We start from the raw sequence: 25400 nt of genomic DNA on the forward strand, positions 1-25400 counted from the left end.
GAGTCAAAATGAGAGAAGCAGTCATTGTCGCTGGCGCAAGAACACCAGTAGGGAAGGCGAAAAAAGGATCGTTAAAACATGTCCGTCCTGATGATATGGGCGCATTATGTGTAAAAGAAACGTTAAAGCGTGCCGGTGAATACGACGGTCAGATAGATGACTTGATCATTGGCTGTGCAACACCAGAAGCAGAGCAAGGGTTAAATGTGGCCCGAAATATTGGGGCATTAGCAGGACTGCCTTATACAGTACCTGCCATCACCATAAACCGTTACTGCTCATCTGGTCTTCAGTCTATCGCTTATGCGGGTGAACGAATTATGCTTGGGCAGGCAGACACGATTTTAGCCGGAGGAGTCGAATCGATGTCGCAGGTGCCGATGATGGGTCATTCCATTCGTCCAAATGCTCTCTTGGCAGAGCAAGCACCTGAATACTACATGAGCATGGGGCACACGGCAGAGCAAGTGGCGCAAAAGTATCAGGTCACACGTCAAGATCAGGACGCCTTTGCGGTGAGGAGTCATCAAAAGGCAGCAAAGGCACTTCAAGAAGGGAAATTTTCAGATGAAATTGTGCCTGTTGATGTAACAGAGCGACGGGTAGGTGAGCAATATCAATTAGAAGAGCATCAATTCACGTTCTCACAGGATGAAGGTGTGAGAGCAGGCACAACGGAGGAGATTCTGTCTACTTTGCGTCCAGCCTTTTCGACAAAAGGCACGGTGACCGCAGGGAACTCGTCTCAAACAAGTGACGGGGCTGCGTGTGTGATGATGATGGACCGCGAGAAAGCATCCTCACTTTCTCTTCAGCCGCTCGCTAAGTTCAGAGCATTTGCTGTCGGTGGTGTACCGCCTGAGGTAATGGGGATCGGGCCGGTTGAAGCCATTCCGCGTGCGCTGAAAATCGCTGGACTAGAGCTAAAGGATATTGGACTGTTTGAATTAAACGAAGCGTTTGCTTCTCAGGCAATTCAAGTCATTCGCCATTTAGGGATTGATGAAGAAAAGGTGAATGTCAACGGCGGGGCGATTGCGCTCGGACATCCGCTCGGCTGTACAGGTACGAAACTCACGCTGTCACTTATTCATGAAATGAAACGACGAAACGAGCAATTTGGCATTGTCACAATGTGTATCGGCGGAGGCATGGGAGCAGCAGGAATTTTTGAATTGATTTAAAGGGGGAAATCAGGATGAAAGCATTGGAAGATGTAAAAAAGGGTGGAAGCTTTTTAATTGATGAGACGAATTATGAGCATATCTTTACACCGGAGGATTTCTCTGATGAACATCAAATGATTGGAAAGACAACAGAGGATTATATTTTACAAGATGTGGTTCCACATATAGATCAAATTGAAAACCATGAGTTCGAGCATTCGGTGAGGCTACTCAAAAAGGCTGGTGAGCTTGGACTTTTAGGAGCCGATGTGCCTGAAGAATTCGGCGGGCTTGGATTAGATAAAATCAGTTCAGCTATCATTACTGAAAAATTCGCTAGAGCAGGAAGCTTCTCACTTTCCTATGGCGCTCATGTCGGTATTGGTTCTCTGCCGATCGTACTCTTCGGAAATCAAGCGCAAAAGGAAACGTACCTGCCTGGACTCGCCTCTGGGGAAACCATTGCGGCGTACGCACTCACTGAGCCGGGATCAGGCTCTGACGCTCTTGGAGCAAAAACAATGGCAGTTCTGAATGAAGCAGGTACCCATTATGTCCTCAATGGAGAAAAGCAGTGGATCACAAACTCTGCATTTGCCGATGTCTTTGTTGTGTATGCGAAGATTGATGGGGAACACTTCTCTGCTTTTATCGTCGAAAAGGATTTTCCAGGTGTCAAAACGGGACCTGAAGAGAAAAAGATGGGTATTAAAGGATCATCGACAAGAACATTGATTCTTGAAGATGCCCAAGTACCGAAGGAGAATTTGCTCGGTGAAGCAGGCAGAGGACATGTGATTGCCTTTAACATTTTGAATATTGGGCGCTATAAGCTGGCAGTTGGCACAATCGGTGCATCAAAACGCGTCATTCAATTGTCGGCAGAATATGCGAACCAGCGTAAGCAATTCAAAACACCAATTTCTCAATTCAGCTTAATTGGTGAAAAAGCAGCCAATATGTCAGCAAAGCTCTATGCAATGGAAAGTGCAGTTTACCGCACGGTTGGATTATTTGAACAGCGGATGGGTCTCTTAAGTGATGAAGAGCAAAAAGACGGCAAACAAATTGCTCAATCCATTGCGGAATATGCGATTGAATGTTCTCTCTGTAAAGTGCTTGGCTCTGAAACGTTAGATTATGTTGTGGATGAAGGCGTGCAGATTCACGGCGGATATGGATTCATGCAAGAATACGAGGTCGAAAGAGCCTATCGTGACTCACGAATTAACCGGATTTTTGAAGGGACAAACGAAATCAACCGTTTACTTGTACCAGGTACATTCTTGAAAAAAGCGATGAAAGGAGAGCTCCCGCTGCTTCAAAAGGCGCAAACCTTACAGGAAGAGCTGATGATGATGATGCCGGAAGAGCCAGGCGATCAGCCGCTCGATCAAGAAAAATATTTGCTCTCTCATGGGAAAAAGATCGCCTTAATGGTGGCTGGTATGGCAGCAATGAAATACGGGAAAGCCTTAGACAAAGAGCAAGAAATTCTTGTGAACATAGCCGATATCGTCAATGAAATTTTTGCTGCTGAATCAGCGATTCTGCGCACAGAAAAGGCAATCGCTGCAACAGGGGAAGAAAAGAATGCTCAAAAGCTTGCTTACACTCAAATTTTCACGCAGGAAGCTTTCTTAAAGATTGAAGCCCATGCAAAAGAATCTTTGATTGCGATGGAGGAAGGGGATTCACTCCGCATGAGCCTGTCAGCCCTTCGCAAGTTGACGCGATTTACTCCGATCAATGTCATCGCCAAAAAGCGCGAAGTGGCGAAACGAATCTTTGAAGCAGAGAAATATATCGTATAAGGACGGCTTAAAAGGTGCGGATATCACTCCGCACCTTTTTGTAAGCATACATTTAGGTTTTTAAAATATTTTGTGATAAAATGTTGTCACTATTTGCAGGAGGTGAAAATGGTGGCTTTAGATTTTTATGAATACCCATCTTGTGGTACATGCCGAAAAGCAAAAAAATGGCTGGAAGCACACAATAAAGACATCAACAGCATACATATCGTCGAAGAGACGCCTGATAAAGAAACATTAAAAGCCCTTTACGAAAAAAGCGGTTTAGAGCTGAAGAAATTCTTTAATACAAGCGGACAAAAATACCGGGAGCTGCAGCTGAAAGATCAACTTCCTGCAATGTCAGAGGACGAGCAGCTAGAATTACTCGCGTCTAACGGAATGCTGATTAAGCGCCCGATTACAACAGACGGAAAACGAGTGACGGTTGGATTTAATGAAGATACATTTAAAAGCGTCTGGAAATGATGTAACTTTCATTCAGATTGTGGTATCTTCAATATAGATTGTAAGAAAAGACTGGAGGGGTATTGAATGAGCACACCAAAAGATTTACGTTATTCAGAAGAACATGAATGGGTCAAAGTAGAAGGAGATAAGGTGCGTATCGGTATTACGCATTTTGCTCAATCTGAGCTGGGCGATATCGTGTTCGTTGAGCTTCCTGAAGTAGGAGACAAAATCACAGCGGACGAGCCTTTCGGAAGTGTAGAATCAGTGAAAACTGTTTCTGAACTTTATGCACCGATCAATGGCACAATCGTTGAAGTGAACGATGAGCTGGATGACAGCCCAGAATTCGTCAACGACTCTCCATACGAAAAAGCATGGATGATCGTTGTAGAACCAGCTGATGCATCTGAAATCGAGAACTTAATGACGGCTGAGCAATATGAAGAAATGACAAAAGAAGACTAATTCATGTGGAATTGGACACTCTACCTTTATGGGGGGTGTCCAATTTGTCTTTTCAAAAAGAACACGTGGATATAACAGAGCATGTCACTGGACGATTTAAAGAAAGCGGCATGGTGCTTTATCATCAAAATGAAGAGATTGGCACGATGATTAGTGAAAACCAATATGAGCTGAAATCGGGATATTCCTATGATCAAAACCGTTTTTATCTACTAACGGATACATTGACCCACGGGACAGAAAAATATGTTGACTGTGACGATGAAAATGGCTGGTGCTAATCACAGATGAGACTGCAGTGAACAGAAGCTGCAGTCTTTTTGATGACGAGGCGCTCAATCTTTACAACCTGAATGAAAGATTGTAATCTAAGGAAGAAGTGAATCAACGTCAAAAGGGCCGGGTGATCGTGATGAATGTCGAGATAGAAAAGGTCATCATTGTAGAAGGTAAAACAGACAAACAAAAGCTAAAAGAAGTCATAAGTGAACCTGTTACCATCATTTGCACCAATGGCACGATCAGTACATCGAAGCTGGATCAGCTTGTAGACGATTTATTGGGGAAAGACGTTTACATATTAGCAGACAGTGACGATGCAGGCGACAAACTGCGGAAGCAATTTCGAAAAGAATTCCCTGAAGCACTTCATCTTTTTGTCGACAGAACGTACCGCGAAGTGGCCGCTTCACCGTCAGCCCACATTGCATCTATCCTATTAGCTGCAAACATTGATGTTCATTCGAAATATTTATGAGGGTGGACGTATATGAAAGAGATTGAAGAACACGAATTCAAAGAGATAGAGGACGATTTATTTCTTTTATACTTATATACACCGTTTTGCGGAACATGCCAGCTGGCAAAGAAAATGCTGGCAGTCGTAGACGCCATGCAGCCGGATGTACCATTTTACGAAAATAATTTAAACTACTCGCCAAGCTTTGCGAAAGAGTTTGAGATCGAGAGTGTTCCTTGCTTTCTACTGTTTAAAAAAGGTGAATTGGTGCAAAAAGGCTATGCATTTCACTCAGTTCCATATCTTCATGAAATGATTGAAACCGCTAAATAAAGCGGTTTTTTGTCATATTTCAAGAAATTCATTTGAAAATTTGTCGAGTTATTTATAAAGGACAAGCCGATGTTTGTAGAGAAATGTTATGTATAACCAAATGACAGGGAGGTTATACATGTGGAAAATGTGAAAGCCCATGGTAACACAGGGCAGCGTTTATTATTAAAGCCGCTGCTCTCATCATCATCCTTGAAGATTACATTTGAGGCGGAAACTGACTCTTGTACATTGATTGTGGATGAACGTGGTGAAGTGAAGAAACTACCTGCAATTGAGTTATCGGATCTCATCTTTTATGGTGAGAGGAAAGAAATTCTTCAATTATTAGATGGAGATATGTCCTTACAGCAGTTAATCAGCAGGGGACAAGTCAAAGTCAAAGGGTCATTCCGGGCGCTCCTTAGACTAGAGGCAGTGCTTTGGCTGACGAACGGTTTTTTTCGAAAAATGATAACGTAGTTGTTTACTTGGAAATTAGCGATTTACAGCGTTGACATATCTCGGGTAGCATGATATTCTACGTTAGTAAAAACATGAACATCACATAAAACAACATATTTTCTCTTATTAAGAGAGGTGGAGGGACGTGCCCTATGAAACCCGGCAACCGTCAGCATAGCTGAAATTGGTGCCAATTCACTCAAAGCCGCAGCGCTTTGAAAGATGAGAGAAAGGCGTAATTGACATAAAAGGCCTTTCTGCTTGCGTTGCAGTTAGGTCTTTTTTACTGACCTGGCGACAGGCTAGAGTCATGACAGAAAGAAGAATAAATAACGTATGTGATGGCAACCTATAGATTCAGCAAGAAAGCAGGTGATCAGACTGTGATTCATTTACAGAATGTATCAAAAACGTACTATTCAAAAAGCGGAAATGTTGATGCCGTAAAAGACGTCAACTTGGATATTGATAAAGGTGAAATATTCGGAATTATCGGGTATAGCGGTGCAGGAAAAAGCTCACTTATTCGCCTATTAAACGGTCTGGAGCTGCCAACAGAAGGAATTGTTGAAGTGGCAGGCAACCGAATCAATGAAGTATCGAATACGAAACTTCGGAAAGCAAGACAAGAAATCAGCATGATCTTCCAGCACTTTAACTTGCTTTGGTCAAGAACGGTGAGACAAAATATTATGTTCCCGCTTGAGATCGCAGGTGTACCGACATCGAAACGGAGAGAGCGTGCGAATGAACTGATTAAATTGGTCGGTTTAGAAGGAAAAGAAAATGCATATCCGTCTCAGCTAAGCGGCGGGCAAAAACAGCGTGTCGGTATTGCGAGAGCATTAGCGAATGATCCAAAGGTTCTTCTATGTGATGAAGCGACATCTGCGTTAGATCCGCAAACGACCGATTCTATCCTTGAGCTTTTGGCGGATATCAATAAACGACTAGGGCTCACGATTGTGCTGATTACACACGAAATGCACGTCATCCGCAAAATTTGTCATCGCGTCGCGGTCATGGAAAATGGACGTATTGTCGAAGAAGGCGAAGTATTGCGCGTCTTCAGACAGCCGAAGGAAGAAATGACGAAGCGATTTGTGAAACAGCTTGCTGAACCTGAGGAAGCGAAAGAAACAATTGAGCATGTCCTTGAGCGAGTAAAAGAAGGTCAGGTCGTAAGGTTGTCCTTTATCGGAGATTCTGCCGAGCAGCCGCTGATCACTGAAATCATTCGATCCTTCAACGTCGATGTGAACATCCTTCAAGGGAAGATTTCTCAAACGCAGGAAGGCGCGTTTGGAACACTCTTTATCCACATTAATGGAGAAGAGACCGAGGTAGAAAAAGCCATCGCCTATATCCAAAGCAAACAGGTTGAAATCGAGGTGATGACACATGTTTGAGAAATGGTTTCCGAACGTTGATTTAGACGTCATCTGGAGTGCAACAGGTGAAACAGTGTATATGACACTCATTTCATTGGCATTTGCCTTTGCAATCGGGATTATCCTAGGACTCCTGCTCTTCCTTACAGGAAAAGGCGGTCTTTGGGAAAATAAACCGATTAATGCTGTCATCGGCGCTGTCGTCAACATTTTCAGATCGATTCCTTTTATCATTTTAATTATTCTTTTATTAGGGTTCACGAAATTCTTAATGCATACGATTCTAGGCCCAAATGCAGCACTCCCTGCCCTTGTCATAGGATCAGCTCCATTCTACGCACGTCTAGTCGAAATTGCACTGCGTGAGGTAGACAAAGGAGTCATTGAAGCAGCACGATCAATGGGAGCAAAAACGTCGACAATCATTTTCAAAGTATTGCTGCCAGAATCATTGCCGGCCCTTATTTCAGGTATTACCGTAACAGCGATTGCTCTGATTGGCTCTACTGCGATTGCAGGTGCAATTGGAGCAGGCGGACTTGGTGACCTCGCCTATGTGGAAGGGTACCAATCTGGTAATACAGATGTCACACTTGTAGCCACTGTGTTTATTCTCATCATCGTCTTTATTATTCAAATAATCGGTGATTTGATTACAAATAAAATTGATAAACGTTAAGGGAGGATTTATTCATGAAGAAATTGATTTTAAGTGCACTATTTCTAGCATTTGCAGGTATTTTAGCTGCATGCGGTTCATCTAATAACGCAAGTGAAAGCAAAACCATTACGGTTGCCGCTTCAAAAACGCCGCATGCCGAAATTCTTGAAGAAGCAAAACCACTTCTAAAAGAAAAAGGCTACGATTTAAAAGTGAAAGTGCTTAGCGATTATAAAATGTACAACAAAGCGTTAGCTGAAAAAGAAGTGGATGCGAACTTTTTCCAACATATCCCTTACTTAAACGAAGAAAATAAATCAAACAAAGATTATAACCTAGTGAGTGCTGGTGCGGTTCACCTTGAGCCTTTCGGTATCTACTCTAAGAAATACAAATCAGTAAAAGATATTCCAAACGGCGGCACAATCATCATGACAAACAACGTAGCTGAACAAGGCCGTATGCTTGCCCTGCTGCAAAATGCTGGTGTCATCAAGCTTGATCCAAAGGTTGATACAATCAACGCAACAGTCAAGAACATTAAAGAAAACCCAAAGAACCTAAAATTCAAAAAAATCGCGCCTGAATTAACTGCGAAAGCTTATGAAAATAGTGAAGGCGATGCTGTATTTATCAACGTAAACTATGCGATCCAAAACAAATTGAATCCGAAAAAAGATTCAATCGAACTTGAAAAAACAAAGAACAACCCATATGCAAACATCGTTGCGGTTCGCAAAGGTGACGAAAAATCAGATAAGATCAAGACATTAATGGAAGTTCTTCATTCTGATAAAATCAAAGAATTCATCGACAAAAAATATGACGGTGCAGTATTGCCTGTATCTGAATAACAACATTTCAACCTCGCTTCTACCAAAGCGAGGTTTTTTGTGTATTTTTTCAAATCTCGCTCATAATAAAAACGTACAAATGACCTGAAGGGATGGAATGAAGATGAATGAACAGCATATGAGCGAATCCATGCAGCAATCACTGACTGATTATAAAACCGCAATGGGTGAATTCCAGAAGAAAATGCCGGTGTTTGGAAAGAAATTTAATGAATTTACGGAGCAGTGCTTCCAAAGCGATTCATTAACGCAAAAGGAAAAACAAATGATTGCCCTCGGCATCAGTATTCATGCACAAGATGAATACTGCATGATTTATCATACAAAGGGAGCACTAGATCAAGGGGCGACAGAAGAGAATTTGCTGGAGGTTGTCAGCGTGGCGGCAGCTTTTGGCGGCGGGGCAGCACTAAGCCAAGGAATCACTGTCGTTCAGCAATGTATTGATGAATTTGGAGGACAGACGCATTAAGGGAAGCAAAACACGGTATTTTTCCATCTCAGGGAGTTGAGTGCTTCTCATCCGATTGTGTGAGAAAATATGCCAGCATAAGGTGTCATATCCCTTTTGAGTGAAGCCGCATACGTTTGCTACAATAAAGCTACACTCAAGGAAGGGAATGGTTTATTATTTGTTCGGACCATAGTACACTGGGATTGGATTATACCGCCGAGATGGAAAAGGCCATGCATCAAGCTCATGGCATGAGCTATGCAGAGTACGAAAGAGACCATGACTTACGGATGAAAGTGGAATATAAACGAGAGCAGTCCTACCGAGATGAGAAAAGACAGCTCGCAAAAATGAATATACGAGGCTATTAATAGCTGAGGGGCGGGGAGAACAGTTTCCCGCCCTTTCTTTATGAAAACAGTCTTTTCGACATAAATCCTTTTATCTACCTGCTTTTTTTGTTAGAATTTTGAGAGCATCCTCTCACGCTTATCGTGAATGTGTTGTATTCAGTTTTAATTTGTTATAAAATTAGAATGAGAATAAATTGAGAATAATGATTATTTTGGAGGTATCGATATATGACTGCTTCGACATTAACAATTAAGGACTTGCACGTTGAGATTGAAGGGAAAGAAATCTTAAAGGGTGTAAACCTCGAGATAAAAGGTGGAGAATTCCACGCAGTAATGGGACCAAACGGAACAGGTAAATCTACTTTATCTGCTGCAATTATGGGTCACCCAAAATATGAAGTAACACAAGGCAGCATCTTGCTTGATGGCGAAGATGTCCTTGAAATGGAAGTAGATGAGCGCGCTCAAGCTGGTCTTTTCCTTGCGATGCAATACCCATCTGAAATCAGCGGTGTCACAAATGCTGACTTCCTTCGTTCTGCTATTAACGCACGCAGAGAAGAAGGCGATGAAATCTCTCTTATGAAATTCATCCGCAAAATGGACGAAAACATGGAGTTCCTTGAAATGGACCCAGATATGGCACAGCGCTACCTAAACGAAGGTTTCTCAGGCGGGGAGAAAAAACGCAACGAAATTCTTCAATTAATGATGATTGAGCCAAAGATCGCCATCCTTGACGAAATCGATTCTGGTCTTGATATCGATGCCTTGAAAGTTGTTTCTAAAGGAATTAACAAAATGCGCGGCGAAAGCTTCGGCTGCTTAATGATCACTCACTATCAGCGCCTGTTGAACTACATCACACCAGATCACGTTCATGTCATGATGCAAGGTCGTATTGTGAAATCTGGCGGACCAGAACTCGCGCAGCGTCTAGAAGCAGAAGGCTATGACTGGATTAAAAAAGAGTTAGGAATTGAAGACGAAACTGTTGGTCAAGAAGCGTAAGCGTTAGGAGGATTATTGATGACATTAGAAACGAAATTATCAGTAGATCAAGATTATGTCAAAAGCTTCTCCGAGAAGCATCAGGAACCGGCATGGATGAGCTCCCTTCGCTTACAGGCTCTTGAAAAAGCAGAAGACCTCCCAATGCCAAAGCCTGACAAAACGAATATTTCAAAATGGAATTTAACGAATTTCAAACAGCATACAGTCGAAAGTGCACCATTTGGATCATTAGAAGAGCTTCCAGAAGAAGTGAAATCACTTATTGATTTAGAGGACACAGATAAGACAGTTTACATTCAGCGTGATCAAACGCCGGCCTATTTGTCTCTTTCAGCTGAAGCGAAAGACAAAGGTGTGATCTTCACTGATCTTCATACAGCGATTCGTGAGCATGGAGATTTAGTGAAACAATACTTCATGACAGATGCAGTGAAAGTGGATGAGCATAAACTAACAGCTTTACACGCTGCTTTAGTGAATGGCGGAGCTTTCCTCTATGTTCCGAAAAACGTTGAGCTTGAAGCACCAATTCAAGCTGTTTATCTTCATGAAAATGACGAAACGACATTGTTCAACCATGTCATCGTTGTAGCAGACGATCATAGTGCTGTGACATATGTAGAAAACTACATCAGTACAGCAAAACCGGAAGAAGCGATCTTCAATATCGTTTCTGAAGTGTTCACAGGTGCAAACGCCCGCGTCACATACGGTGCTGTAGATAACCTTGCAGAAGGAGTCACAGTATATGTAAACAGACGCGGTATGGCAAATGGCCGTGACAGTAAAATCGAATGGGCGCTTGGCCTGATGAATGATGGAGACGTTGTGTCTGAAAACATCACGAAGCTTATGGGCGACGGTACATTCGGTGATACAAAATCAGTTGTTGTTGGCCGCGGGAATCAAACGGAAAACTTCACAACAAGCATCATTCACTTCGGTAAAAACTCTGAAGGGTATATCTTGAAGCATGGTGTGATGAAGGATCAAGCATCCTCTATCTTTAACGGAATTGGCAAAATCGAGCATGGCGCAACAAAGTCAAATGCAGAGCAGGAATCACGTGTCCTCATGCTTAGTGAGAAAGCACGCGGTGACGCTAACCCAATTCTTTTAATCGATGAAGATGATGTAACAGCAGGGCACGCTGCGTCTGTTGGGCGTGTTGATCCAATTCAACTCTATTACCTCATGAGCCGTGGGATTTCCAAAGAAGATGCAGAAAGACTTGTCATTTATGGCTTCTTAAATCCAGTCGTCAAAGAACTGCCGATTGAAGGAGTTAAAAAGCAGCTCGTTTCTGTGATTGAAAGGAAAGTAAAATAATGAATATCAAAGACGTTCGTGAGCAGTTTCCAATCCTTCATCAGCAAGTGAACGGACATGATTTGGTGTATTTGGACAGTGCAGCGACATCTCAAAAACCACGAGTTGTCATTGATGCAATGAATGAGTATTACCGGTCTTACAATTCGAACGTTCACAGGGGTGTTCATACCCTTGGCACAAGAGCAACGGACGCATACGAGGGTGCGAGAGAGAAAGTTCGTGCATTCATCCGTGCTTCATCTGTCCAGGAGATTATTTTTACTAGAGGTACAACAACTGCACTAAATACAGTGGCGATCAGCTATGCTAGAGCCAACCTCAAAGAAGGCGATGAGATTGTCATTACGCATATGGAGCATCATGCGAATATCATCCCTTGGCAGCAGGCAGCAAAAGCAACTGGCGCCACATTGAAATATATTCCGTTACAGGAAGACGGCACGCTGTCGCTTGAAGATGTGAAGCAAACGATCACACATCAAACGAAAATCGTTGCTGTCACACATGTTTCAAACGTATTAGGAACCATCAACCCAATTAAAGAAATCGCCAAAATTGCCCACGATCATGGGGCAATCATTGTCGTCGACGGTGCACAAAGCACCCCGCACATGCAAATTGATGTTCAGGATCTAGATTGTGACTTTTTCGCATTCTCTGGGCATAAAATGTGTGGACCGACTGGCATCGGTGTGCTTTACGGGAAGAAGGACCTTTTGAATAATATGGAGCCTGCTGAGTTTGGCGGTGAAATGATCGACTTTGTGGATCTGTATGATTCTACTTGGAAAGAGCTTCCGTGGAAATTTGAAGCGGGGACACCGATTATTGCCGGAGCAATTGGGCTCGGAAAAGCGATTGATTTCTTAAATGACATCGGAATGGAAGAAGTCAGCCGTTACGAGCATCAGCTTGCGACTTATGCACTTGAGCGCTTTAAGGAGCTTGAAGGTGCCACGGTTTACGGACCGCAGCACCGAGCTGGACTTGTGACGTTTAACTTAGACGACGTCCATCCTCATGATGCCTCAACTGTTCTGGATACGGAAGGTGTCGCCATTCGTGCTGGACATCACTGTGCACAGCCGCTCATGAAATGGCTTGGTGTATCAGCGACTGCAAGAGCAAGCTTCTATCTGTACAATACAGAAGAGGAGATTGACGAGCTCATGGCAGCGCTCCGTAAGACAAAGGAGTATTTTACGAATGTCTTTTAATGTAAACTTAGACACACTGTACAGACAAGTGATTATGGATCATTATAAAAATCCGAGAAACAAAGGTGTGTTAAACGACAGCATTGTCGTCGATATGAACAACCCAACGTGTGGTGACCGCATTCGTCTCACGATGAAAATAGAAGACGAAAAAGTCACCGATGCGAAATTTGAAGGAGAAGGATGCTCGATTTCGATGGCATCTGCCTCTATGATGACGCAGGCGATTAAAGGGAAAGATATTGAAACAGCTTTGAAAATGTCTCAGATTTTCTCCGATATGATGCTAGGAAAAGAATACGACGATTCCATTGATCTTGGTGACATTGAGGCGCTGCAGGGAGTGGCAAAGTTCCCTGCCCGCATCAAATGTGCAACATTATCCTGGAAGGCGCTTGAAAAAGGCGCATCTGCCGAAGATAACGGCAAATCATAAGATTGGAGTGAAAATGGATGGCTAAAAAAATGCCAGATGTTGGTGAATATAAATACGGCTTTTCTGATAAAGACGTTTCCATTTTCCGTTCAGAGCGCGGACTGACAAAAGAGATCGTTGAAGAAATTTCTCGTATGAAAGAAGAGCCTCAGTGGATGCTCGACTTCCGTTTGAAATCTCTTGAGCACTTTTACAACATGCCGATGCCACAATGGGGCGGAGATTTAAATGCATTAAACTTTGATGAAATTACGTACTACGTAAAGCCATCAGAGCGCTCTGAGCGTTCTTGGGATGAAGTACCAGAAGAAATCAAACAAACCTTTGATAAGCTTGGGATCCCAGAAGCAGAGCAAAAATATTTAGCTGGTGTATCTGCTCAGTATGAATCTGAAGTTGTGTATCACAACATGAAGCAAGACCTTGAAGATCTAGGAATTGTGTTTAAAGATACAGACAGCGCATTAAAAGAGAACGAAGACATCTTCCGTGAGCACTGGGCAAAAGTCATTCCTCCGACTGACAACAAATTTGCTGCGCTTAACTCGGCTGTATGGTCTGGTGGTTCATTTATCTACGTACCAAAAGGCGTAAAAGTAGATACTCCACTGCAAGCATACTTCCGTATCAACTCTGAAAACATGGGTCAGTTCGAACGTACACTGATCATCGTTGACGAAGGCGCACATGTGCATTACGTAGAAGGCTGTACAGCACCAGTTTACACAACAAACTCACTTCACAGTGCGGTAGTTGAAATCATCGTTAAAAAAGGCGGCTACTGCCGTTATACAACGATTCAAAACTGGGCAAACAACGTCTTCAACCTTGTGACAAAACGTACAGTATGTGAAGAGAATGCAACTATGGAATGGATTGATGGAAACATCGGTTCTAAGCTGACAATGAAATACCCAGCGGTCATCCTAAAAGGTGAAGGCGCTCGTGGTATGACATTAAGTATTGCCCTAGCAGGTAAAGGTCAGCACCAAGATGCAGGTGCGAAGATGATTCACCTTGCACCAAACACATCTTCAACGATCGTATCGAAATCGATTTCCAAACAAGGCGGTAAAGTAACATACCGAGGAATCGTTCACTTCGGACGCAAAGCAGAAGGTGCACGCTCAAACATCGAGTGTGATACACTCATCATGGATAACAAATCAACGTCTGATACGATCCCTTACAATGAAATCTTAAACGACAACATTTCATTAGAGCACGAAGCAAAAGTATCAAAAGTATCAGAAGAGCAGCTATTCTACTTGATGAGCCGCGGAATTTCTGAAGAAGAAGCAACAGAAATGATCGTCATGGGCTTCATCGAGCCATTCACAAAAGAGCTTCCAATGGAATACGCAGTTGAAATGAACCGTTTGATTAAGTTTGAAATGGAAGGTTCTATTGGTTAATAAAAAACATTGATACACAACGCTTTTTGAAGGCATTTAATTTCGAGTGATACTGTTATGATACCACTTGTAAATTAAAGACCTTCATGGCGTTGTGTTTTTTTGTGAATGTGGAGAAGTGTACAGTGTTAATCCTCAACAAATGGCTCTTTTTCACCTTAAAAGCCTCAGTATTTTTTGGACTCATTTTTCATTTGAGAGCATACCTTCCTATTATTTTTGTGTTCCCTCATTTGCGTTTGATCGTATCGAGTGAAAATTCTTTAATCAAACTTATTTCTAAATGAACATAAATACTTGCCACATTTAAATTAGTACTGTATAGTTCTAATTATGACAAAGGTAAAATTAATGAATCAAAAACGTGTACTTGAAGTAGCTGCAACATTATTTTTGGAAAAAGGGTTTGCTTATACAAGTATGGATGAATTGGTACGTGTAAGCAAAGTGTCAAAGTCTAATGTGTATTATCACTTTTCTAATAAGGAGGAATTATTAGAAGGGGTCGTTGATTATTGGATTGACATGTATCAAGCTTCAATAGACGACGTAATTTCTCAGACCCAATTTTCAGTTGAAGATCGTATCCAAATGTTTTTAAAGCAATTATCACAAGGAGTTCAGTCGAGAGAGTATCAGGGAGGCTGTCCATTTATTACTCTTTATATTCAAAGTCCTGCACAGGCCACACAAATAAAAGAAAAAATAGGTCTTTTTTTTACAGGATTACAAAAGAAAGTTTCTCTATTACTGAAACAAGGGGTAGAGAACGGGGAATTCAGGGATACGATTCAGATTGATGAGGTGGCATCACTTTTTATTACAAATCTTGAAGGGGCATTATTTATTTCAGAAACATTGAAGGATGCCACTGTCATCACAAAAACAGCAGATCATTTATTTAACTTGCTTCGATAAAGAAGCATTTTTTTTACATCAAATTAGTACTGAGTGGTACTAAAAAGGAGATTTTATATGAAAACAGTATTTTTAACAGGTGGAACAGGCTTTATCGGAAAGCAATTAGTCGAAGAATTAGCCAAAGAGGATGTGAACATTCTTCTTTTAGTGAGGTCGAAAAGTAAAGCGACACGCATTTTTCAAAAAAGAGGTATTTTAAAAGAGTCAGTGATGCACTTTGTTGAAGGTGATTTGACGAAAATAGATTTAGGTCTAAGTCCTGAAGATAAAGAGAGGGTAATGAAAACGGATGTGATCATTCACGCAGGAGGGCCCATGGATATTCAAGCGACCAGTAAAGAGGCAGCTTCCGTCTTTTTAAATGGTGCCAAACATATTGGTGAATTAGCTAAAAGTATTCATCAATTGAAGGGCTTGCAGCAATTTATTCATGTTGTCGGTTATATGAGCCCCTTTGATGATCAAAATAGCAAGATTGCAATTGATGTGTTTAAAGAAGGAAATGATTACCTGAAAATAAAGAATCCTTATGAGAGAACAAAATTTTTAGCAGATCTTTATATCCGTCAACAAGCATCAGAAGTAGGTTATCCCCTTTCTGTTATTAATCCGCCAACTGTGGTCGGCAGTAGTAAAACAGGGAGTACAGAGCAGATAGCAGGATTAGGTTTGCTTGTGACAAGTATGCGAAGAGGGCTCATGCCAGTGATTCCTGGAGGTAAAGGATATAGGCTGCCACTTATTTCAAACGATGAGTTTGCGAAGTTTATTGTGCAGGTTTTCAGGATGGAGCAGCCGGCTATTCAAACATATACACTTGTTGAAGACAAAGAACACGATCCGAACATTGCTGAATTATTAAGTGTGATGTCAGAAAGTATGAATATGAGAGCACCAAAAATCTCTGTCCCAATGCCGTTTATGAAAGCAATGATGAAAAGTGGAGTAAGTAAAATAACAAACATTCCTTCTGATGGACTCAATTTTATGACAAAACGAACATTTTCAAATGCTTCAGTGAAAAAAATGATGGGGGGAGATTGGTTTAAGAAGACGAGTGTCATGAACTTTTTCCCTGCTGTAGTAGCTGATCTGGATTATCGCATGATGGATCAACATGGTGAGCATTATCATGTATTTGAGCGAACATTATGCGATAACAACACCCTTTACCAATTACAAGGAGAAGGGAAACCGTTTATTTTATTACATGGTTTATTGAGTGATGGAGAGGATTTATTTCCTTTAGCACAAGAGCTTCATGAAAAAACGGGTCAGCCTATATGGATCTTGGACCTTCCAGGTTTGGGACGTTCTCCATTTAAACGAGGGAAACACCTTCTAGATATCTATTTGAATGTAGTCAAAAAGTTATTGGAGAAAGCGGCTAATGGTGCACATCTAATCGGCCATTCATTCGGTGCGTTTATTCTACTGAAAGCATTGGGACAAGGGTACATAGATAAGAAGTATTCAATCACTTTACTTCAGCCGCCGGTTGCCAAAAAAAATGCTAAATCGCTAAATGTTCCTCAATGGATGAACAAATGGTCATTAAAATTAGCAACTCCTAACATGATAGAGCGTTATTTACTAAGTAATGGTTTGTTTGAAAGGACGGAGAACATCCCTGTACATTATATTGAAAAAATCAGAAATAGTTTTACGTCTCCTAGAATTTTAAATACGACGGTTCAGCTTAATCATTTACTACTGAAAACCGATCAAGGTGAATTCAATGAATTAACAAAGGATAATCCTCATATTATCTGGGGGGAGTATGACAAAGGCTATTCTGCTCCGTTGCATCTTGGAAATGTTGATGTTGTTCCATACGGCCATCACTTTCCTCTTAGCCATCCGAGTGAAACGGCTGCATTGGTTATAAAAAATAGTCTTACTAGCAGTTGAAGTTGAGAATGTGGGATAAATAAAGAATGTCGTAATTGAAATGAAATCGCAGTGCTTGTGATCCCGCCGATGCACACCAACTGAAAGATTTTATAGCACCCTAAAACGAAAAAGGTGATTTTTATTAAAAAAAGCACGATTTTTCGTTTTGGGTCTTTTTGATTAAATAGAGATTAATTCGGTGCATAAAACTCCTCTAAGGTTTTCGTCATATCATCAGATGCAGATTGTAAAATAGCATCTTGCTCTAAAATCGCTGTTCCTTGTGCTCGGACAATATGAAATTGATGAAACCCCATCAAGTTTTGAAATATTTCTTTTAGGTAATGATGTGAAAATTCCAGAGGTGTATATCGATCGTTATTTGTGAAAATTGAGCCGCTTGCTTGAAGTAAAAGTACACGATAATCGTCAGTCATCAGACCAACAGAACCATTTTCTGTATATTTGAATGTTTCTCTTGCAATAAAGATATTATCTATATAATCTTTCATTCGTGAAGTCACATTGAAATTATGAACAGGTGACACGATCACAATTCGATGATGTGCTTTGAATTGGGCCAATAAAGCAGATGAAGCAGCGGCGATTTTTTCTTCGGCAGCTGTTAATGTTTGTTCGGATGCTTGCTTATCCCAAATACGTAGCAGCTGGTCTTTTTCGATACGGGGAATTTCAGTTTCATGTAAATGTAAAATGGTTGGTTCTTCATGAGGGAATCTTTCTTTAAACTGTTTTAAAAATAGTGTTTGCAGTTTGTTTGAATAACTTTCTTGTTGAGTAAAATCTGGGTGTGCGTTAATGATTAATGTTTGCATATACATGCTCCTTTTCTTTTGATAAGCTGAGTATAAATGATAAAGGTGACAAAAGAAGTCACCTTTTTAAGAGGGCAAACAAATGAAAAAATCAGAACGATTAAACCAAGAACTTATTTTTTTAAGCGATAAACACTCTTTTCAGTTAAAGGACTTACAATCCGAATTTGGCATTTCTAAAAGGACGGCTTTAAGAGATATAGAAGAGCTAGAGTCAATGGGCTTAGCTTTTTACGTTGAAAATGGCAGACATGGAGGATATCGACTGGTGAATCAATCTCCATTGGTTCCTATTTATTTCAATATAGAAGAAGTCCAAGCTATTTTTTTCGCTCTTAAAGCTCTAGATCTAGTGTCAGCTACACCATTTAAAAAGTCCTACTCACAAATTCGGCAAAAACTGTTTGCCACAATGTCTGATGAGAGAAAACAAACGATTACGGAGACTTTGGAAGTGATTCATTACTATAATGTCGCACCAGTTAGTGAACAAAATCATTTGGAATTGATTTTACAGGCGATGATGGAAGATCAAATCGTGAAGATGACGTACACTCAATATGAAAATAAAAGGATCAGGCTGCAATTTCTTGAGTTATTTTATCGAAATGGGATTTGGTTCACCAAAGCATATGATGTTCAAAATAAAAAGTGGGGCATCTATAGATGTGACTTTATGAAGGACTTGATCATTGAAGAAGGCAGAGGCACCTATACGAAGGAAGAATTAAAAGCAATGCAACTCGAGCACGAAAAAACTTATCATGATATCTCATTTAAATGTCGATTAACGGAACAAGGAAAAGAAAAGTTTTTGAAGCATCATTATCCAAATATGAGATTGGAGATCGTTGATCAGATTCCTTATATTGTGGGTGGATACAACCAAGAAGAATTATCGTATATGACTCACTATTTGATGTCATTTGGGAAACATGTGAAAATTGAATACCCAGAGGAATTGAAAGAATGTTATTTGAATCAATTACGAGAAGTGATTGACAAGTATTGAATCAAAAAAAATTAATAAAGGCGAACCACTAAAGTTCGCCTTTTTCTCACTCTATTTAACTACTATGATGTCAGTTACTTCGCCACATCCATTGTGTTTGTTTTCGATTTATCATCGACCTTTCCATACGTCAGCTGCCGCCAAATAAATTCCATCGGTCCATACTTAAACCGCTTTAACCAAAACGTACTGAAAAGCACAAGGAAGACATACACGCCAATAGCCATGAAAAACGTACCAGCCGGCTGAAGATGATCGGCAAGCCCCGCTCCATACTTTAGAAATAGCAGAGTTCCAATGATCGAGTGTAGCAAATAACAGGTCAGGGACATTCGTCCGACTTTTGTAAAGACCATTAAAGCACCTCGCAGCTGAGGAACGTGCAGAAATAGCATCGCAAGTGTACTCATATAAAACATACTGCCAGTTAATCCCCCGTTTTGTTCCAGAGCAGTGGCAATGTTCATCCAGAGTGTATTTTCAAAAGGATTGACCGCTGCTATGATCGTACTGCCTTGGGTGATGAGAAAAGCGATGGAAAAAATGATCCAAATGCGATTCCAAATCGCTTTTTTCGCCTCCATGTTTTTGAAAAACTCCATTTTTACAAAATACACACCAAGTAAAAACATGAAGAACATGGAATAGACAGTAGAAAAAGAGCCGGAAGCCATTGTCACCATATCTGTCCACCGATCACCAATAGATGCTAAATAAGTCAGACTGTTGTGGCTGATTAATTCAAAATCAGCAAAGTCCGGCTTGCCTGATGATCCTGAACTGACGGTATTGAGCAGCATCGTGAAAAAAGGCGTGAGCAATTGAATCACAAAGAGTGTGATGAGCCAGTATAGGATGGTTTTGGCTGTGCGTTTGTAAAAGAAAAGCAGTAAAAAGCCAGCGACTGCATAATAGGCCAAAATATCACCAATCCAAACAAAAGTTAAATGCAGAAGGCCAAATCCTAAGAGAATGGTTAATCTGCGGGCAAACAGCTTGTTCGGACTGTCCACCTTCTGAGCAGCTCGATCCATAAAAATCATAAACCCAACGCCGAATAGGAAGGAGAACAACGTAATGAATTTCCCTGAGGCAAACCAATTCACCAAGTTGTGAAAGACATCATTTGCTCCCATATCAAACCCCTTCGCCGAATCCACAATCAAAAAGTAATTAACCAGAATAATTCCCATTAAAGCGAAACCCCTTACGATGTCTAAGAAATGAACCCGATCTTTCAAACTCATCGCGTGTGCTACTTTGTTTGCATTCATATCCATGCCCCTTTTCTTGTTATGATAAATGTCATTCGGATCATTCCATCGATCCTTATAATGAATCAATATACGTCCCAATTCTTAACAATTTATGAAGATCTAATTCTTTGAAAATAAATGTGACAAATTGATGGAGAACGATCAATTTCATAAAGTGTTAAGATTTATGCTGTATCTTTTCACATAGCTAGATGATATATAGTAAAGACATAAGAAAGTACATCACGTATCATGAGGTGAGAGAGACATGACACATCGAATATTAGTCGTAGAAGATGATCAGGATATTGGAGACCTTTTGCAGGAATCCCTTACACGTGCTGGATATGAGGTGCTGAGAGCGATGAATGGTGAGCAAGCATTGAAGTTTGTGGACGATTCGCTCGATTTGGTGATTTTGGATGTGATGATGCCTGGGCTCTCAGGCATCGAAACGTGCCAGCAGATAAGAGCCTCTTCTAATGTCCCGATTCTATTTTTAACAGCCAAATCAAGTACATTCGATAAAACCGAAGGCTTACTTGCCGGCGGAGATGATTATATGACAAAACCTTTTTCACAAGAGGAGCTTCATGCTAGAGTGATTGCACAATTACGCAGGTATACTGTCTATCAGGAAAAGAAGGAACAGGAAGAAACTTATCTTGTTGGAGGCAAGCTAAGGGTGAGCGAAGAATTTAATGAAGTGTGGAAAGAAAATCAACAACTCAAGCTGTCTGATTTAGAATATCGTATGTTGAAGCTGCTTATGAGCAGGCGGAACAAAATCTTTTCAGCTCAAAATATTTATGAGAGCGTGTGGGGACAGCCTTATTTCTATTGTTCCAACAATACGGTGATGGTGCATATTCGAAAGCTGCGTGCCAAAATTGAGGATGATCCGGCACGTCCTATATATATCAAAACCGAATGGGGAAGAGGATACCGATTTGGCACATCGTAAATATATGCTAGCTAAAAAGCTGGCATTGTTGATTTTGGCAGCTGCCATTGTGAGCGGTCTTGTTTTTATGACGCTGCAAAAGATCACCAATGAGCTCATTGATGGATACTTGAGTTCGGACGAGTATTACGAGGAGGAGTCAGCTAAATATATTCAAAAATTCAGTCGTTATGTGTCTGAGAATAAGCTGTCTTCAACGGATCGACAAGCGTTTGGTGAGTGGGTGAAAAAAGAGAATTACATTAATTTGACTATCTTCAAGGATGAGGTGCTACAATATGACTCCATCTATTCGGCTGCGGATGAATCGGCGTACGGAAAAGAAAAGGTGACCCAGTACGCCGAGCATCATTCGTTTCCTGTTCAGTTTAGCGACGGTGAAGGCCGGGTCATGGTGGATGGTTTCTATTCGTCTCGTTACCACGATCTTGCGTTTACACTCGAGCTGCTCGGAGCAACGCTTATTTTTCTCCTCATTGTTCTTCTCGGTATTCGCAAAAGTTTACGCTACCTGCAAACGATTCACCAAGACATTCATATTCTTGAAGGCGGCGAGCTGGACTATGAGATGACGGTGAAAGGGCATGACGAATTAGCGATGATTGCCAAAAGTATTGAGGACCTTCGTAAAGCTTTTTTGGACAAGCTTCAAGCCATTGATGAGCTGCAAGAAGAGAGCCGCAGCTTGGTTACTGAAATGTCACACGATATGAGAACACCGCTAACGTCGCTGATGATGAACTTGGAGTTTGCGAAAAAAGAGGGGGATGGAGCGGATACCCGTAAGGATCAATATATAGCAAGTGCTTATGAAAAAGCACTGCAATTGAAAAATCTATCTGATAATCTGTTTGCCTATTTTCTACTTGATAAAGAACATGAACCTGAGCTTGAGACAGTTGCAGTCAAAGAGGTCATTTACGATCTCTTATCAGATCAGGTGGCGATCTTGCAGCAAGAGACATTTAAGGTTTATCTTTTAGGAGAGCTGCCAGACAGCTATATCAATGTGAATGTCGAGGAGCTTGGCCGAGTGTTTGATAATCTGATGTCGAACATACTGAAATACGCTGACCCGAAAAAAGATATCAATCTCACGTTTCTATCCGACCAAGAAATCTTTGAGATCCATATCAGCAATGCGATAATCGATACAAATGACACGCAGGAAAGCACTGGACTTGGTGAACGAAGCATAAAACGAATGATGTCCCGCATGCACGGGCAGTTTGAAAGGATGGAAAAGAACGGCGTTTACTACATCGTGCTGCGTTTCTGGCACATCAAAATATAGGTGGCAAATGAATAACATGGAATGGAGAGACAATCTAATGAAACGATTCAACAATTTCCAAAAGGTACCGGATCTCTTGCAAGGTCTTCTGAATATTTGTCTATTCTTTCTGGCCATTGCTTTAAGCGTCCTCTTAATTAGTGAAACTTGGTATATTGTCCAATTCGTCTACAAGAATTTGCTCAGCAAAGAAGACAGTTATTATGAAATGCTTGGAGAGCTGCTGATCTTCTTTATGTACTTTGAGTTTATTGCCTTAATTATTAAGTACTTTAAATCAAACTTTCATTTTCCACTTCGCTATTTTATTTATATTGGCATCACAGCCGTCATCCGTTTGATTATCATCGATCATAAAGAGGCTGTATCGACCTTCTGGTGGGCGCTGACCATTTTAGCTATGACCGTTGCTCTCTTTATCGCTAGTAAACGACATGCGGTTCAGGAGCATGAAGAAGTGAAGTGAGCGAAGAAGACGAACGATGACCGTTCGTCTTTTTTCATGTCTGGACATTGACGAGATGAACACTTAGTCGTTATCTGTCTATTAATGAACGGTTAGGGTCAGATTGACAATTGATTGTCATGCATCTAAAAAGTAGAATATGAGTAACAGTAAATAAACAGTTGTTCATTAATGAACAACTGTTTGTTGTGGTAAGTGATCAGGTGGATAAAAAGGTTTTTTCCTGATGTACGTCCTCATATGGTATGCTTTAGAAGCCTTGTCTTTCCATTGACATTGGTCATCATGATTCTATGAACAGGGGTCGATCATATGCGAAGTATTCAAAGTTTTTTAGTAGAACTGCTACTTGGTTTGACGAAAAAGAAACTCAATGTAAATGATTATCTAGAAGAAAGAAGAAGGGCAAATGAATTACCTTATGAATTGCCTGAAAAAATTAAGAATAAGTACAAAATTACTAAAAATCACTCGTTTCCAGTCGATACGTATATGTTGAAATCAAATGTCCAGCCGGATGACCATCAGGTGTTGTTTATACCAGGTGGCGGCTATATTGAACAGCCTTTGACTTGGCATTGGCGTTTTTTAGACCGATTGACGAAGCAATTAAATAGTACGGTGTATGTGCCGGTTTATCCAAAAGCACCGAACTATCAGTATATGGATGCGATCGAGAGTGTCCTTCCTGTGTACCAAGCTCTTTTAGAGAAAGGAACACCTGAAAATATCGTCATCATGGGTGATTCTGCTGGTGGCGGTTTATCGTTAGCTTTTGCTCAATACTTGGCAAAAAAGGGCTTGCCGCAGCCAGGGAATATCATTCTTTTATCACCATGGCTAGATGTTACATTAAGCAACCCAGATATCGCTGCTATGGTTCCAAAAGAACCAATGCTCAATCTAGCCTTATTAATTGAAGCAGGAAAAAGATATGCGGGTGACATGGATGAAACACACCACTTAGTCAGTCCAATCTACGGGGAGATCAAAGCACTGGGACGAATTTCTGTTTTTATAGGCACTCACGAATTCTTCCTTCCAGATGCCCGTAAATTCAAAGAGATAGCAGATAAGCAGGGGGTTCCAATAAACTATATAGAATATCCTAAAATGAATCATGTGTTTCCTGTTTTCCCTATACCAGAAGCAAAAAAAGCGTTAAACCAAATTGTCGAGATTATTGAAAGTAATACCTTCCCTTTGAAAGAAAGCAATGAATAAGATATAGGAATGAGGATGACTAGCGCAGCTGGCCATTCTTGTTTCTGTTTGAAGGAGCGAAAAATTGACAGACACCAAGATCGAACCATTCTCATTTGCAAGTATGCAGCAGGCAGCCCCTGTACATATTCCAGAAAGACAATTCATTTCATCACATGATGGTACAAGCCTTGCGTATTATCCATTTTTATCAGAAAAGAAGACGCAGGCCAATATGATCTTGATTCATGGCGGTGGTGCTCATAGTTTGGCTGGTTATGAGCATATTGCTTACACACTGCAACATGATTTTCACGTAAATGTATTTTTACTTGATCTAAGAGGCCATGGCCATTCTCAAGGAAAAAAGGGTGATACACCTCGGGTCACGGATGTATGGCAGGATATCTCGCAGGTTGTGGATGCCATTAAACAGGATCATAATGGAGCCATCTACCTTTGTGGTCATTCATCTGGAGCGGGCCTGCTGCTTAACTACTTGTCTTGGCCAAAAAAAAGAGAAGTGGACGGTTACTTTTTTATTGCACCTGAATTTGGCTATAAGTCAGGCACTGCAAGGGCTGATCAAATCCCTTTTGCCACTGTTCAAGTATGGAAGTTCGTTCTGTCTGCGATGACAAAAGGGGGGCTGATGAGTCATTCTGAAGCCGTACGTTTTCACTATCCTGCATGGGTGATCGAGCAGGATCCACTTCTATTGACGACCATCACTGTCAATCTATCTCTTGCCTTAACACCATCTGCACCTAAAAACCAATTTGCGAAGATGGATCGGCCATATGGCATGTTTGTAGGCAGCAAGGACGAGCTGTATGACGTCGAGACATTTCTCCCCTATCATGAGCTGCCGATGGAACCAATTAAAAAACAATCAGTCTATCAAGTGATGGAAGGACATACCCATTTGTCGGTATTACTAGAAGCAGGAAAAGAGATTGGCAGGACCATCCAAATGTGGAATCATCCTATTTCATAAGAATAACTAGTCAA

Annotated in this window: 28 protein-coding genes and 1 riboswitch; of the genes, 26 read left to right on the forward strand and 2 right to left on the reverse strand. The window is 41.1% G+C overall.

The genetic code is table 11. From position 1 onward, the window contains the following. Nucleotides 1-8 precede the first annotated feature (8 nt). From MHI60_RS11255 to MHI60_RS11350, 20 genes are all read left to right on the forward strand, one after another. Nucleotides 9-1184, forward strand: coding sequence for an acetyl-CoA C-acetyltransferase (locus MHI60_RS11255; RefSeq protein ID WP_024426007.1), 1176 nt, complete (start codon nucleotides 9-11; stop codon nucleotides 1182-1184). Between the two features lie 14 nt (nucleotides 1185-1198). Further along, a complete protein-coding gene (locus MHI60_RS11260; RefSeq protein WP_144483451.1) occupies nucleotides 1199-2980 on the forward strand; it encodes an acyl-CoA dehydrogenase family protein in 1782 nt (593 codons plus the stop codon). 111 nt (nucleotides 2981-3091) lie between these two features. Continuing rightward, nucleotides 3092-3448 (forward strand): arsenate reductase family protein, encoded by a 357-nt coding sequence (locus MHI60_RS11265; protein WP_024423406.1) that lies wholly within the window; start codon nucleotides 3092-3094, stop codon nucleotides 3446-3448. A 66-nt stretch (nucleotides 3449-3514) separates the two neighbouring features. Beyond that, nucleotides 3515-3898 (forward strand): glycine cleavage system protein GcvH, encoded by a 384-nt coding sequence (gene gcvH, locus MHI60_RS11270; protein WP_008347039.1) that lies wholly within the window; start codon nucleotides 3515-3517, stop codon nucleotides 3896-3898. 44 nt (nucleotides 3899-3942) lie between these two features. Further along, entirely contained in the window at nucleotides 3943-4179 is a 237-nt protein-coding gene (locus tag MHI60_RS11275) for a YusG family protein (RefSeq protein WP_144483448.1), read from the forward strand. A 131-nt stretch (nucleotides 4180-4310) separates the two neighbouring features. Beyond that, on the forward strand, nucleotides 4311-4655 hold the full coding sequence (locus tag MHI60_RS11280; protein WP_034281437.1) for a toprim domain-containing protein: 345 nt from the start codon (nucleotides 4311-4313) through the stop codon (nucleotides 4653-4655). A gap of 12 nt (nucleotides 4656-4667) precedes the next feature. Next, nucleotides 4668-4970 carry a thioredoxin family protein gene (locus MHI60_RS11285; RefSeq protein WP_144472185.1) on the forward strand — a complete coding sequence of 101 codons (303 nt, stop codon included), beginning with the start codon at nucleotides 4668-4670 and terminating at the stop codon, nucleotides 4968-4970. A gap of 120 nt (nucleotides 4971-5090) precedes the next feature. Further along, nucleotides 5091-5432 carry an SCP2 sterol-binding domain-containing protein gene (locus MHI60_RS11290; RefSeq protein ID WP_024423403.1) on the forward strand — a complete coding sequence of 114 codons (342 nt, stop codon included), beginning with the start codon at nucleotides 5091-5093 and terminating at the stop codon, nucleotides 5430-5432. A gap of 102 nt (nucleotides 5433-5534) precedes the next feature. Further along, a riboswitch (SAM riboswitch) is annotated at nucleotides 5535-5643 on the forward strand. A gap of 154 nt (nucleotides 5644-5797) precedes the next feature. After that, nucleotides 5798-6823 carry a methionine ABC transporter ATP-binding protein gene (locus MHI60_RS11295; protein WP_144483445.1) on the forward strand — a complete coding sequence of 342 codons (1026 nt, stop codon included), beginning with the start codon at nucleotides 5798-5800 and terminating at the stop codon, nucleotides 6821-6823. Next, on the forward strand, nucleotides 6816-7484 hold the full coding sequence (locus tag MHI60_RS11300) for a methionine ABC transporter permease (protein WP_024423401.1): 669 nt from the start codon (nucleotides 6816-6818) through the stop codon (nucleotides 7482-7484). The genes MHI60_RS11295 and MHI60_RS11300 overlap by 8 nt, the downstream gene beginning before the upstream one ends. Before the next feature lie 14 nt (nucleotides 7485-7498). Further along, nucleotides 7499-8320, forward strand: a complete 822-nt coding sequence (gene metQ, locus MHI60_RS11305; RefSeq protein WP_048237387.1) for a methionine ABC transporter substrate-binding lipoprotein MetQ — start codon at nucleotides 7499-7501, stop codon at nucleotides 8318-8320. 103 nt (nucleotides 8321-8423) lie between these two features. Next, complete coding sequence (locus MHI60_RS11310; RefSeq protein WP_144483442.1) at nucleotides 8424-8792, forward strand: carboxymuconolactone decarboxylase family protein; 369 nt, start codon at nucleotides 8424-8426, stop codon at nucleotides 8790-8792. 215 nt (nucleotides 8793-9007) lie between these two features. Then, on the forward strand, nucleotides 9008-9145 hold the full coding sequence (locus tag MHI60_RS11315) for a hypothetical protein (RefSeq protein ID WP_162838476.1): 138 nt from the start codon (nucleotides 9008-9010) through the stop codon (nucleotides 9143-9145). A gap of 210 nt (nucleotides 9146-9355) precedes the next feature. Continuing rightward, nucleotides 9356-10141, forward strand: a complete 786-nt coding sequence (gene sufC / locus MHI60_RS11320; protein ID WP_034280842.1) for a Fe-S cluster assembly ATPase SufC — start codon at nucleotides 9356-9358, stop codon at nucleotides 10139-10141. An 18-nt stretch (nucleotides 10142-10159) separates the two neighbouring features. Next, on the forward strand, nucleotides 10160-11473 hold the full coding sequence (gene sufD / locus MHI60_RS11325) for a Fe-S cluster assembly protein SufD (protein ID WP_034280840.1): 1314 nt from the start codon (nucleotides 10160-10162) through the stop codon (nucleotides 11471-11473). Beyond that, nucleotides 11473-12693 carry a cysteine desulfurase gene (locus MHI60_RS11330; protein ID WP_144483439.1) on the forward strand — a complete coding sequence of 407 codons (1221 nt, stop codon included), beginning with the start codon at nucleotides 11473-11475 and terminating at the stop codon, nucleotides 12691-12693. Before sufD ends, MHI60_RS11330 begins: the two co-directional genes overlap by 1 nt. Continuing rightward, nucleotides 12683-13129: a Fe-S cluster assembly sulfur transfer protein SufU gene (gene sufU / locus MHI60_RS11335; protein ID WP_012011181.1), complete on the forward strand. Its 447-nt coding sequence runs from the start codon at nucleotides 12683-12685 to the stop codon at nucleotides 13127-13129. The genes MHI60_RS11330 and sufU overlap by 11 nt, the downstream gene beginning before the upstream one ends. 17 nt (nucleotides 13130-13146) lie before the next feature. Beyond that, nucleotides 13147-14544 (forward strand): Fe-S cluster assembly protein SufB, encoded by a 1398-nt coding sequence (sufB, locus tag MHI60_RS11340; RefSeq protein ID WP_007500362.1) that lies wholly within the window; start codon nucleotides 13147-13149, stop codon nucleotides 14542-14544. A 351-nt stretch (nucleotides 14545-14895) separates the two neighbouring features. Continuing rightward, nucleotides 14896-15462, forward strand: a complete 567-nt coding sequence (locus tag MHI60_RS11345) for a TetR/AcrR family transcriptional regulator (RefSeq protein WP_144472190.1) — start codon at nucleotides 14896-14898, stop codon at nucleotides 15460-15462. A gap of 57 nt (nucleotides 15463-15519) precedes the next feature. Further along, complete coding sequence (locus tag MHI60_RS11350) at nucleotides 15520-17376, forward strand: alpha/beta fold hydrolase (RefSeq protein ID WP_144472192.1); 1857 nt, start codon at nucleotides 15520-15522, stop codon at nucleotides 17374-17376. 173 nt (nucleotides 17377-17549) lie between these two features. On the opposite strand, the gene MHI60_RS11355 is transcribed toward MHI60_RS11350, so the two are convergent. Then, nucleotides 17550-18194, reverse strand: a complete 645-nt coding sequence (locus tag MHI60_RS11355) for an NAD(P)H-dependent oxidoreductase (RefSeq protein WP_144483436.1) — start codon at nucleotides 18192-18194, stop codon at nucleotides 17550-17552. An 82-nt stretch (nucleotides 18195-18276) separates the two neighbouring features. On the opposite strand from MHI60_RS11355, the gene MHI60_RS11360 reads away from it, so the two are divergent. After that, a complete protein-coding gene (locus MHI60_RS11360) occupies nucleotides 18277-19206 on the forward strand; it encodes a WYL domain-containing protein (RefSeq protein ID WP_144483434.1) in 930 nt (309 codons plus the stop codon). Between the two features lie 74 nt (nucleotides 19207-19280). Here the strand turns inward: MHI60_RS11360 and MHI60_RS11365 are convergent, their stop codons facing one another. Continuing rightward, the gene (locus MHI60_RS11365) at nucleotides 19281-20480 is read right to left on the reverse strand and encodes a DUF418 domain-containing protein (RefSeq protein ID WP_144483431.1); all 1200 of its coding nucleotides are present in this window, start codon (nucleotides 20478-20480) and stop codon (nucleotides 19281-19283) included. A gap of 250 nt (nucleotides 20481-20730) precedes the next feature. On the opposite strand from MHI60_RS11365, the gene MHI60_RS11370 reads away from it, so the two are divergent. The 5 genes from MHI60_RS11370 (at nucleotide 20731) to MHI60_RS11390 (ending at nucleotide 25386) form a co-directional block, all read left to right on the forward strand. Continuing rightward, nucleotides 20731-21426, forward strand: coding sequence for a response regulator transcription factor (locus MHI60_RS11370; protein ID WP_095409509.1), 696 nt, complete (start codon nucleotides 20731-20733; stop codon nucleotides 21424-21426). Then, complete coding sequence (locus MHI60_RS11375; RefSeq protein ID WP_144472198.1) at nucleotides 21413-22720, forward strand: HAMP domain-containing sensor histidine kinase; 1308 nt, start codon at nucleotides 21413-21415, stop codon at nucleotides 22718-22720. Before MHI60_RS11370 ends, MHI60_RS11375 begins: the two co-directional genes overlap by 14 nt. A 37-nt stretch (nucleotides 22721-22757) precedes the next feature. Continuing rightward, nucleotides 22758-23186: a phosphate-starvation-inducible protein PsiE gene (gene psiE / locus MHI60_RS11380; protein WP_024423385.1), complete on the forward strand. Its 429-nt coding sequence runs from the start codon at nucleotides 22758-22760 to the stop codon at nucleotides 23184-23186. 312 nt (nucleotides 23187-23498) lie between these two features. Further along, entirely contained in the window at nucleotides 23499-24410 is a 912-nt protein-coding gene (locus tag MHI60_RS11385) for an alpha/beta hydrolase (RefSeq protein ID WP_144472200.1), read from the forward strand. Nucleotides 24411-24474: 64 nt separating this feature from the next. After that, entirely contained in the window at nucleotides 24475-25386 is a 912-nt protein-coding gene (locus MHI60_RS11390) for an alpha/beta fold hydrolase (RefSeq protein WP_240193787.1), read from the forward strand. Nucleotides 25387-25400: the final 14 nt, after the last annotated feature.

It is taken from the genome of Bacillus sp. FSL K6-3200, from assembly GCF_038630485.1.
Classification (GTDB): domain Bacteria; phylum Bacillota; class Bacilli; order Bacillales; family Bacillaceae; genus Bacillus; species Bacillus safensis.

What these genes read in the sequence shown, in the direction of transcription:
- sufD (WP_034280840.1), top strand. Translation starts at nt 10,160, where the DNA reads ATGACATTAGAAACGAAATTATCAGTAGATCAAGATTATGTCAAAAGC.
- MHI60_RS11370 (WP_095409509.1), top strand. Translation starts at nt 20,731, where the DNA reads ATGACACATCGAATATTAGTCGTAGAAGATGATCAGGATATTGGAGAC.
- MHI60_RS11310 (WP_144483442.1), top strand. Translation starts at nt 8,424, where the DNA reads ATGAATGAACAGCATATGAGCGAATCCATGCAGCAATCACTGACTGAT.
- MHI60_RS11280 (WP_034281437.1), top strand. Translation starts at nt 4,311, where the DNA reads ATGAATGTCGAGATAGAAAAGGTCATCATTGTAGAAGGTAAAACAGAC.
- MHI60_RS11260 (WP_144483451.1), top strand. Translation starts at nt 1,199, where the DNA reads ATGAAAGCATTGGAAGATGTAAAAAAGGGTGGAAGCTTTTTAATTGAT.
- MHI60_RS11360 (WP_144483434.1), top strand. Translation starts at nt 18,277, where the DNA reads ATGAAAAAATCAGAACGATTAAACCAAGAACTTATTTTTTTAAGCGAT.
- MHI60_RS11350 (WP_144472192.1), top strand. Translation starts at nt 15,520, where the DNA reads ATGAAAACAGTATTTTTAACAGGTGGAACAGGCTTTATCGGAAAGCAA.
- MHI60_RS11285 (WP_144472185.1), top strand. Translation starts at nt 4,668, where the DNA reads ATGAAAGAGATTGAAGAACACGAATTCAAAGAGATAGAGGACGATTTA.
- MHI60_RS11365 (WP_144483431.1), bottom strand. Translation starts at nt 20,480, where the DNA reads ATGAATGCAAACAAAGTAGCACACGCGATGAGTTTGAAAGATCGGGTT.
- psiE (WP_024423385.1), top strand. Translation starts at nt 22,758, where the DNA reads ATGAAACGATTCAACAATTTCCAAAAGGTACCGGATCTCTTGCAAGGT.
- sufB (WP_007500362.1), top strand. Translation starts at nt 13,147, where the DNA reads ATGGCTAAAAAAATGCCAGATGTTGGTGAATATAAATACGGCTTTTCT.
- metQ (WP_048237387.1), top strand. Translation starts at nt 7,499, where the DNA reads ATGAAGAAATTGATTTTAAGTGCACTATTTCTAGCATTTGCAGGTATT.
- MHI60_RS11300 (WP_024423401.1), top strand. Translation starts at nt 6,816, where the DNA reads ATGTTTGAGAAATGGTTTCCGAACGTTGATTTAGACGTCATCTGGAGT.
- gcvH (WP_008347039.1), top strand. Translation starts at nt 3,515, where the DNA reads ATGAGCACACCAAAAGATTTACGTTATTCAGAAGAACATGAATGGGTC.
- MHI60_RS11330 (WP_144483439.1), top strand. Translation starts at nt 11,473, where the DNA reads ATGAATATCAAAGACGTTCGTGAGCAGTTTCCAATCCTTCATCAGCAA.
- sufU (WP_012011181.1), top strand. Translation starts at nt 12,683, where the DNA reads ATGTCTTTTAATGTAAACTTAGACACACTGTACAGACAAGTGATTATG.
- MHI60_RS11385 (WP_144472200.1), top strand. Translation starts at nt 23,499, where the DNA reads ATGCGAAGTATTCAAAGTTTTTTAGTAGAACTGCTACTTGGTTTGACG.
- MHI60_RS11255 (WP_024426007.1), top strand. Translation starts at nt 9, where the DNA reads ATGAGAGAAGCAGTCATTGTCGCTGGCGCAAGAACACCAGTAGGGAAG.
- MHI60_RS11355 (WP_144483436.1), bottom strand. Translation starts at nt 18,194, where the DNA reads ATGCAAACATTAATCATTAACGCACACCCAGATTTTACTCAACAAGAA.
- MHI60_RS11315 (WP_162838476.1), top strand. Translation starts at nt 9,008, where the DNA reads ATGCATCAAGCTCATGGCATGAGCTATGCAGAGTACGAAAGAGACCAT.
- MHI60_RS11345 (WP_144472190.1), top strand. Translation starts at nt 14,896, where the DNA reads ATGAATCAAAAACGTGTACTTGAAGTAGCTGCAACATTATTTTTGGAA.
- sufC (WP_034280842.1), top strand. Translation starts at nt 9,356, where the DNA reads ATGACTGCTTCGACATTAACAATTAAGGACTTGCACGTTGAGATTGAA.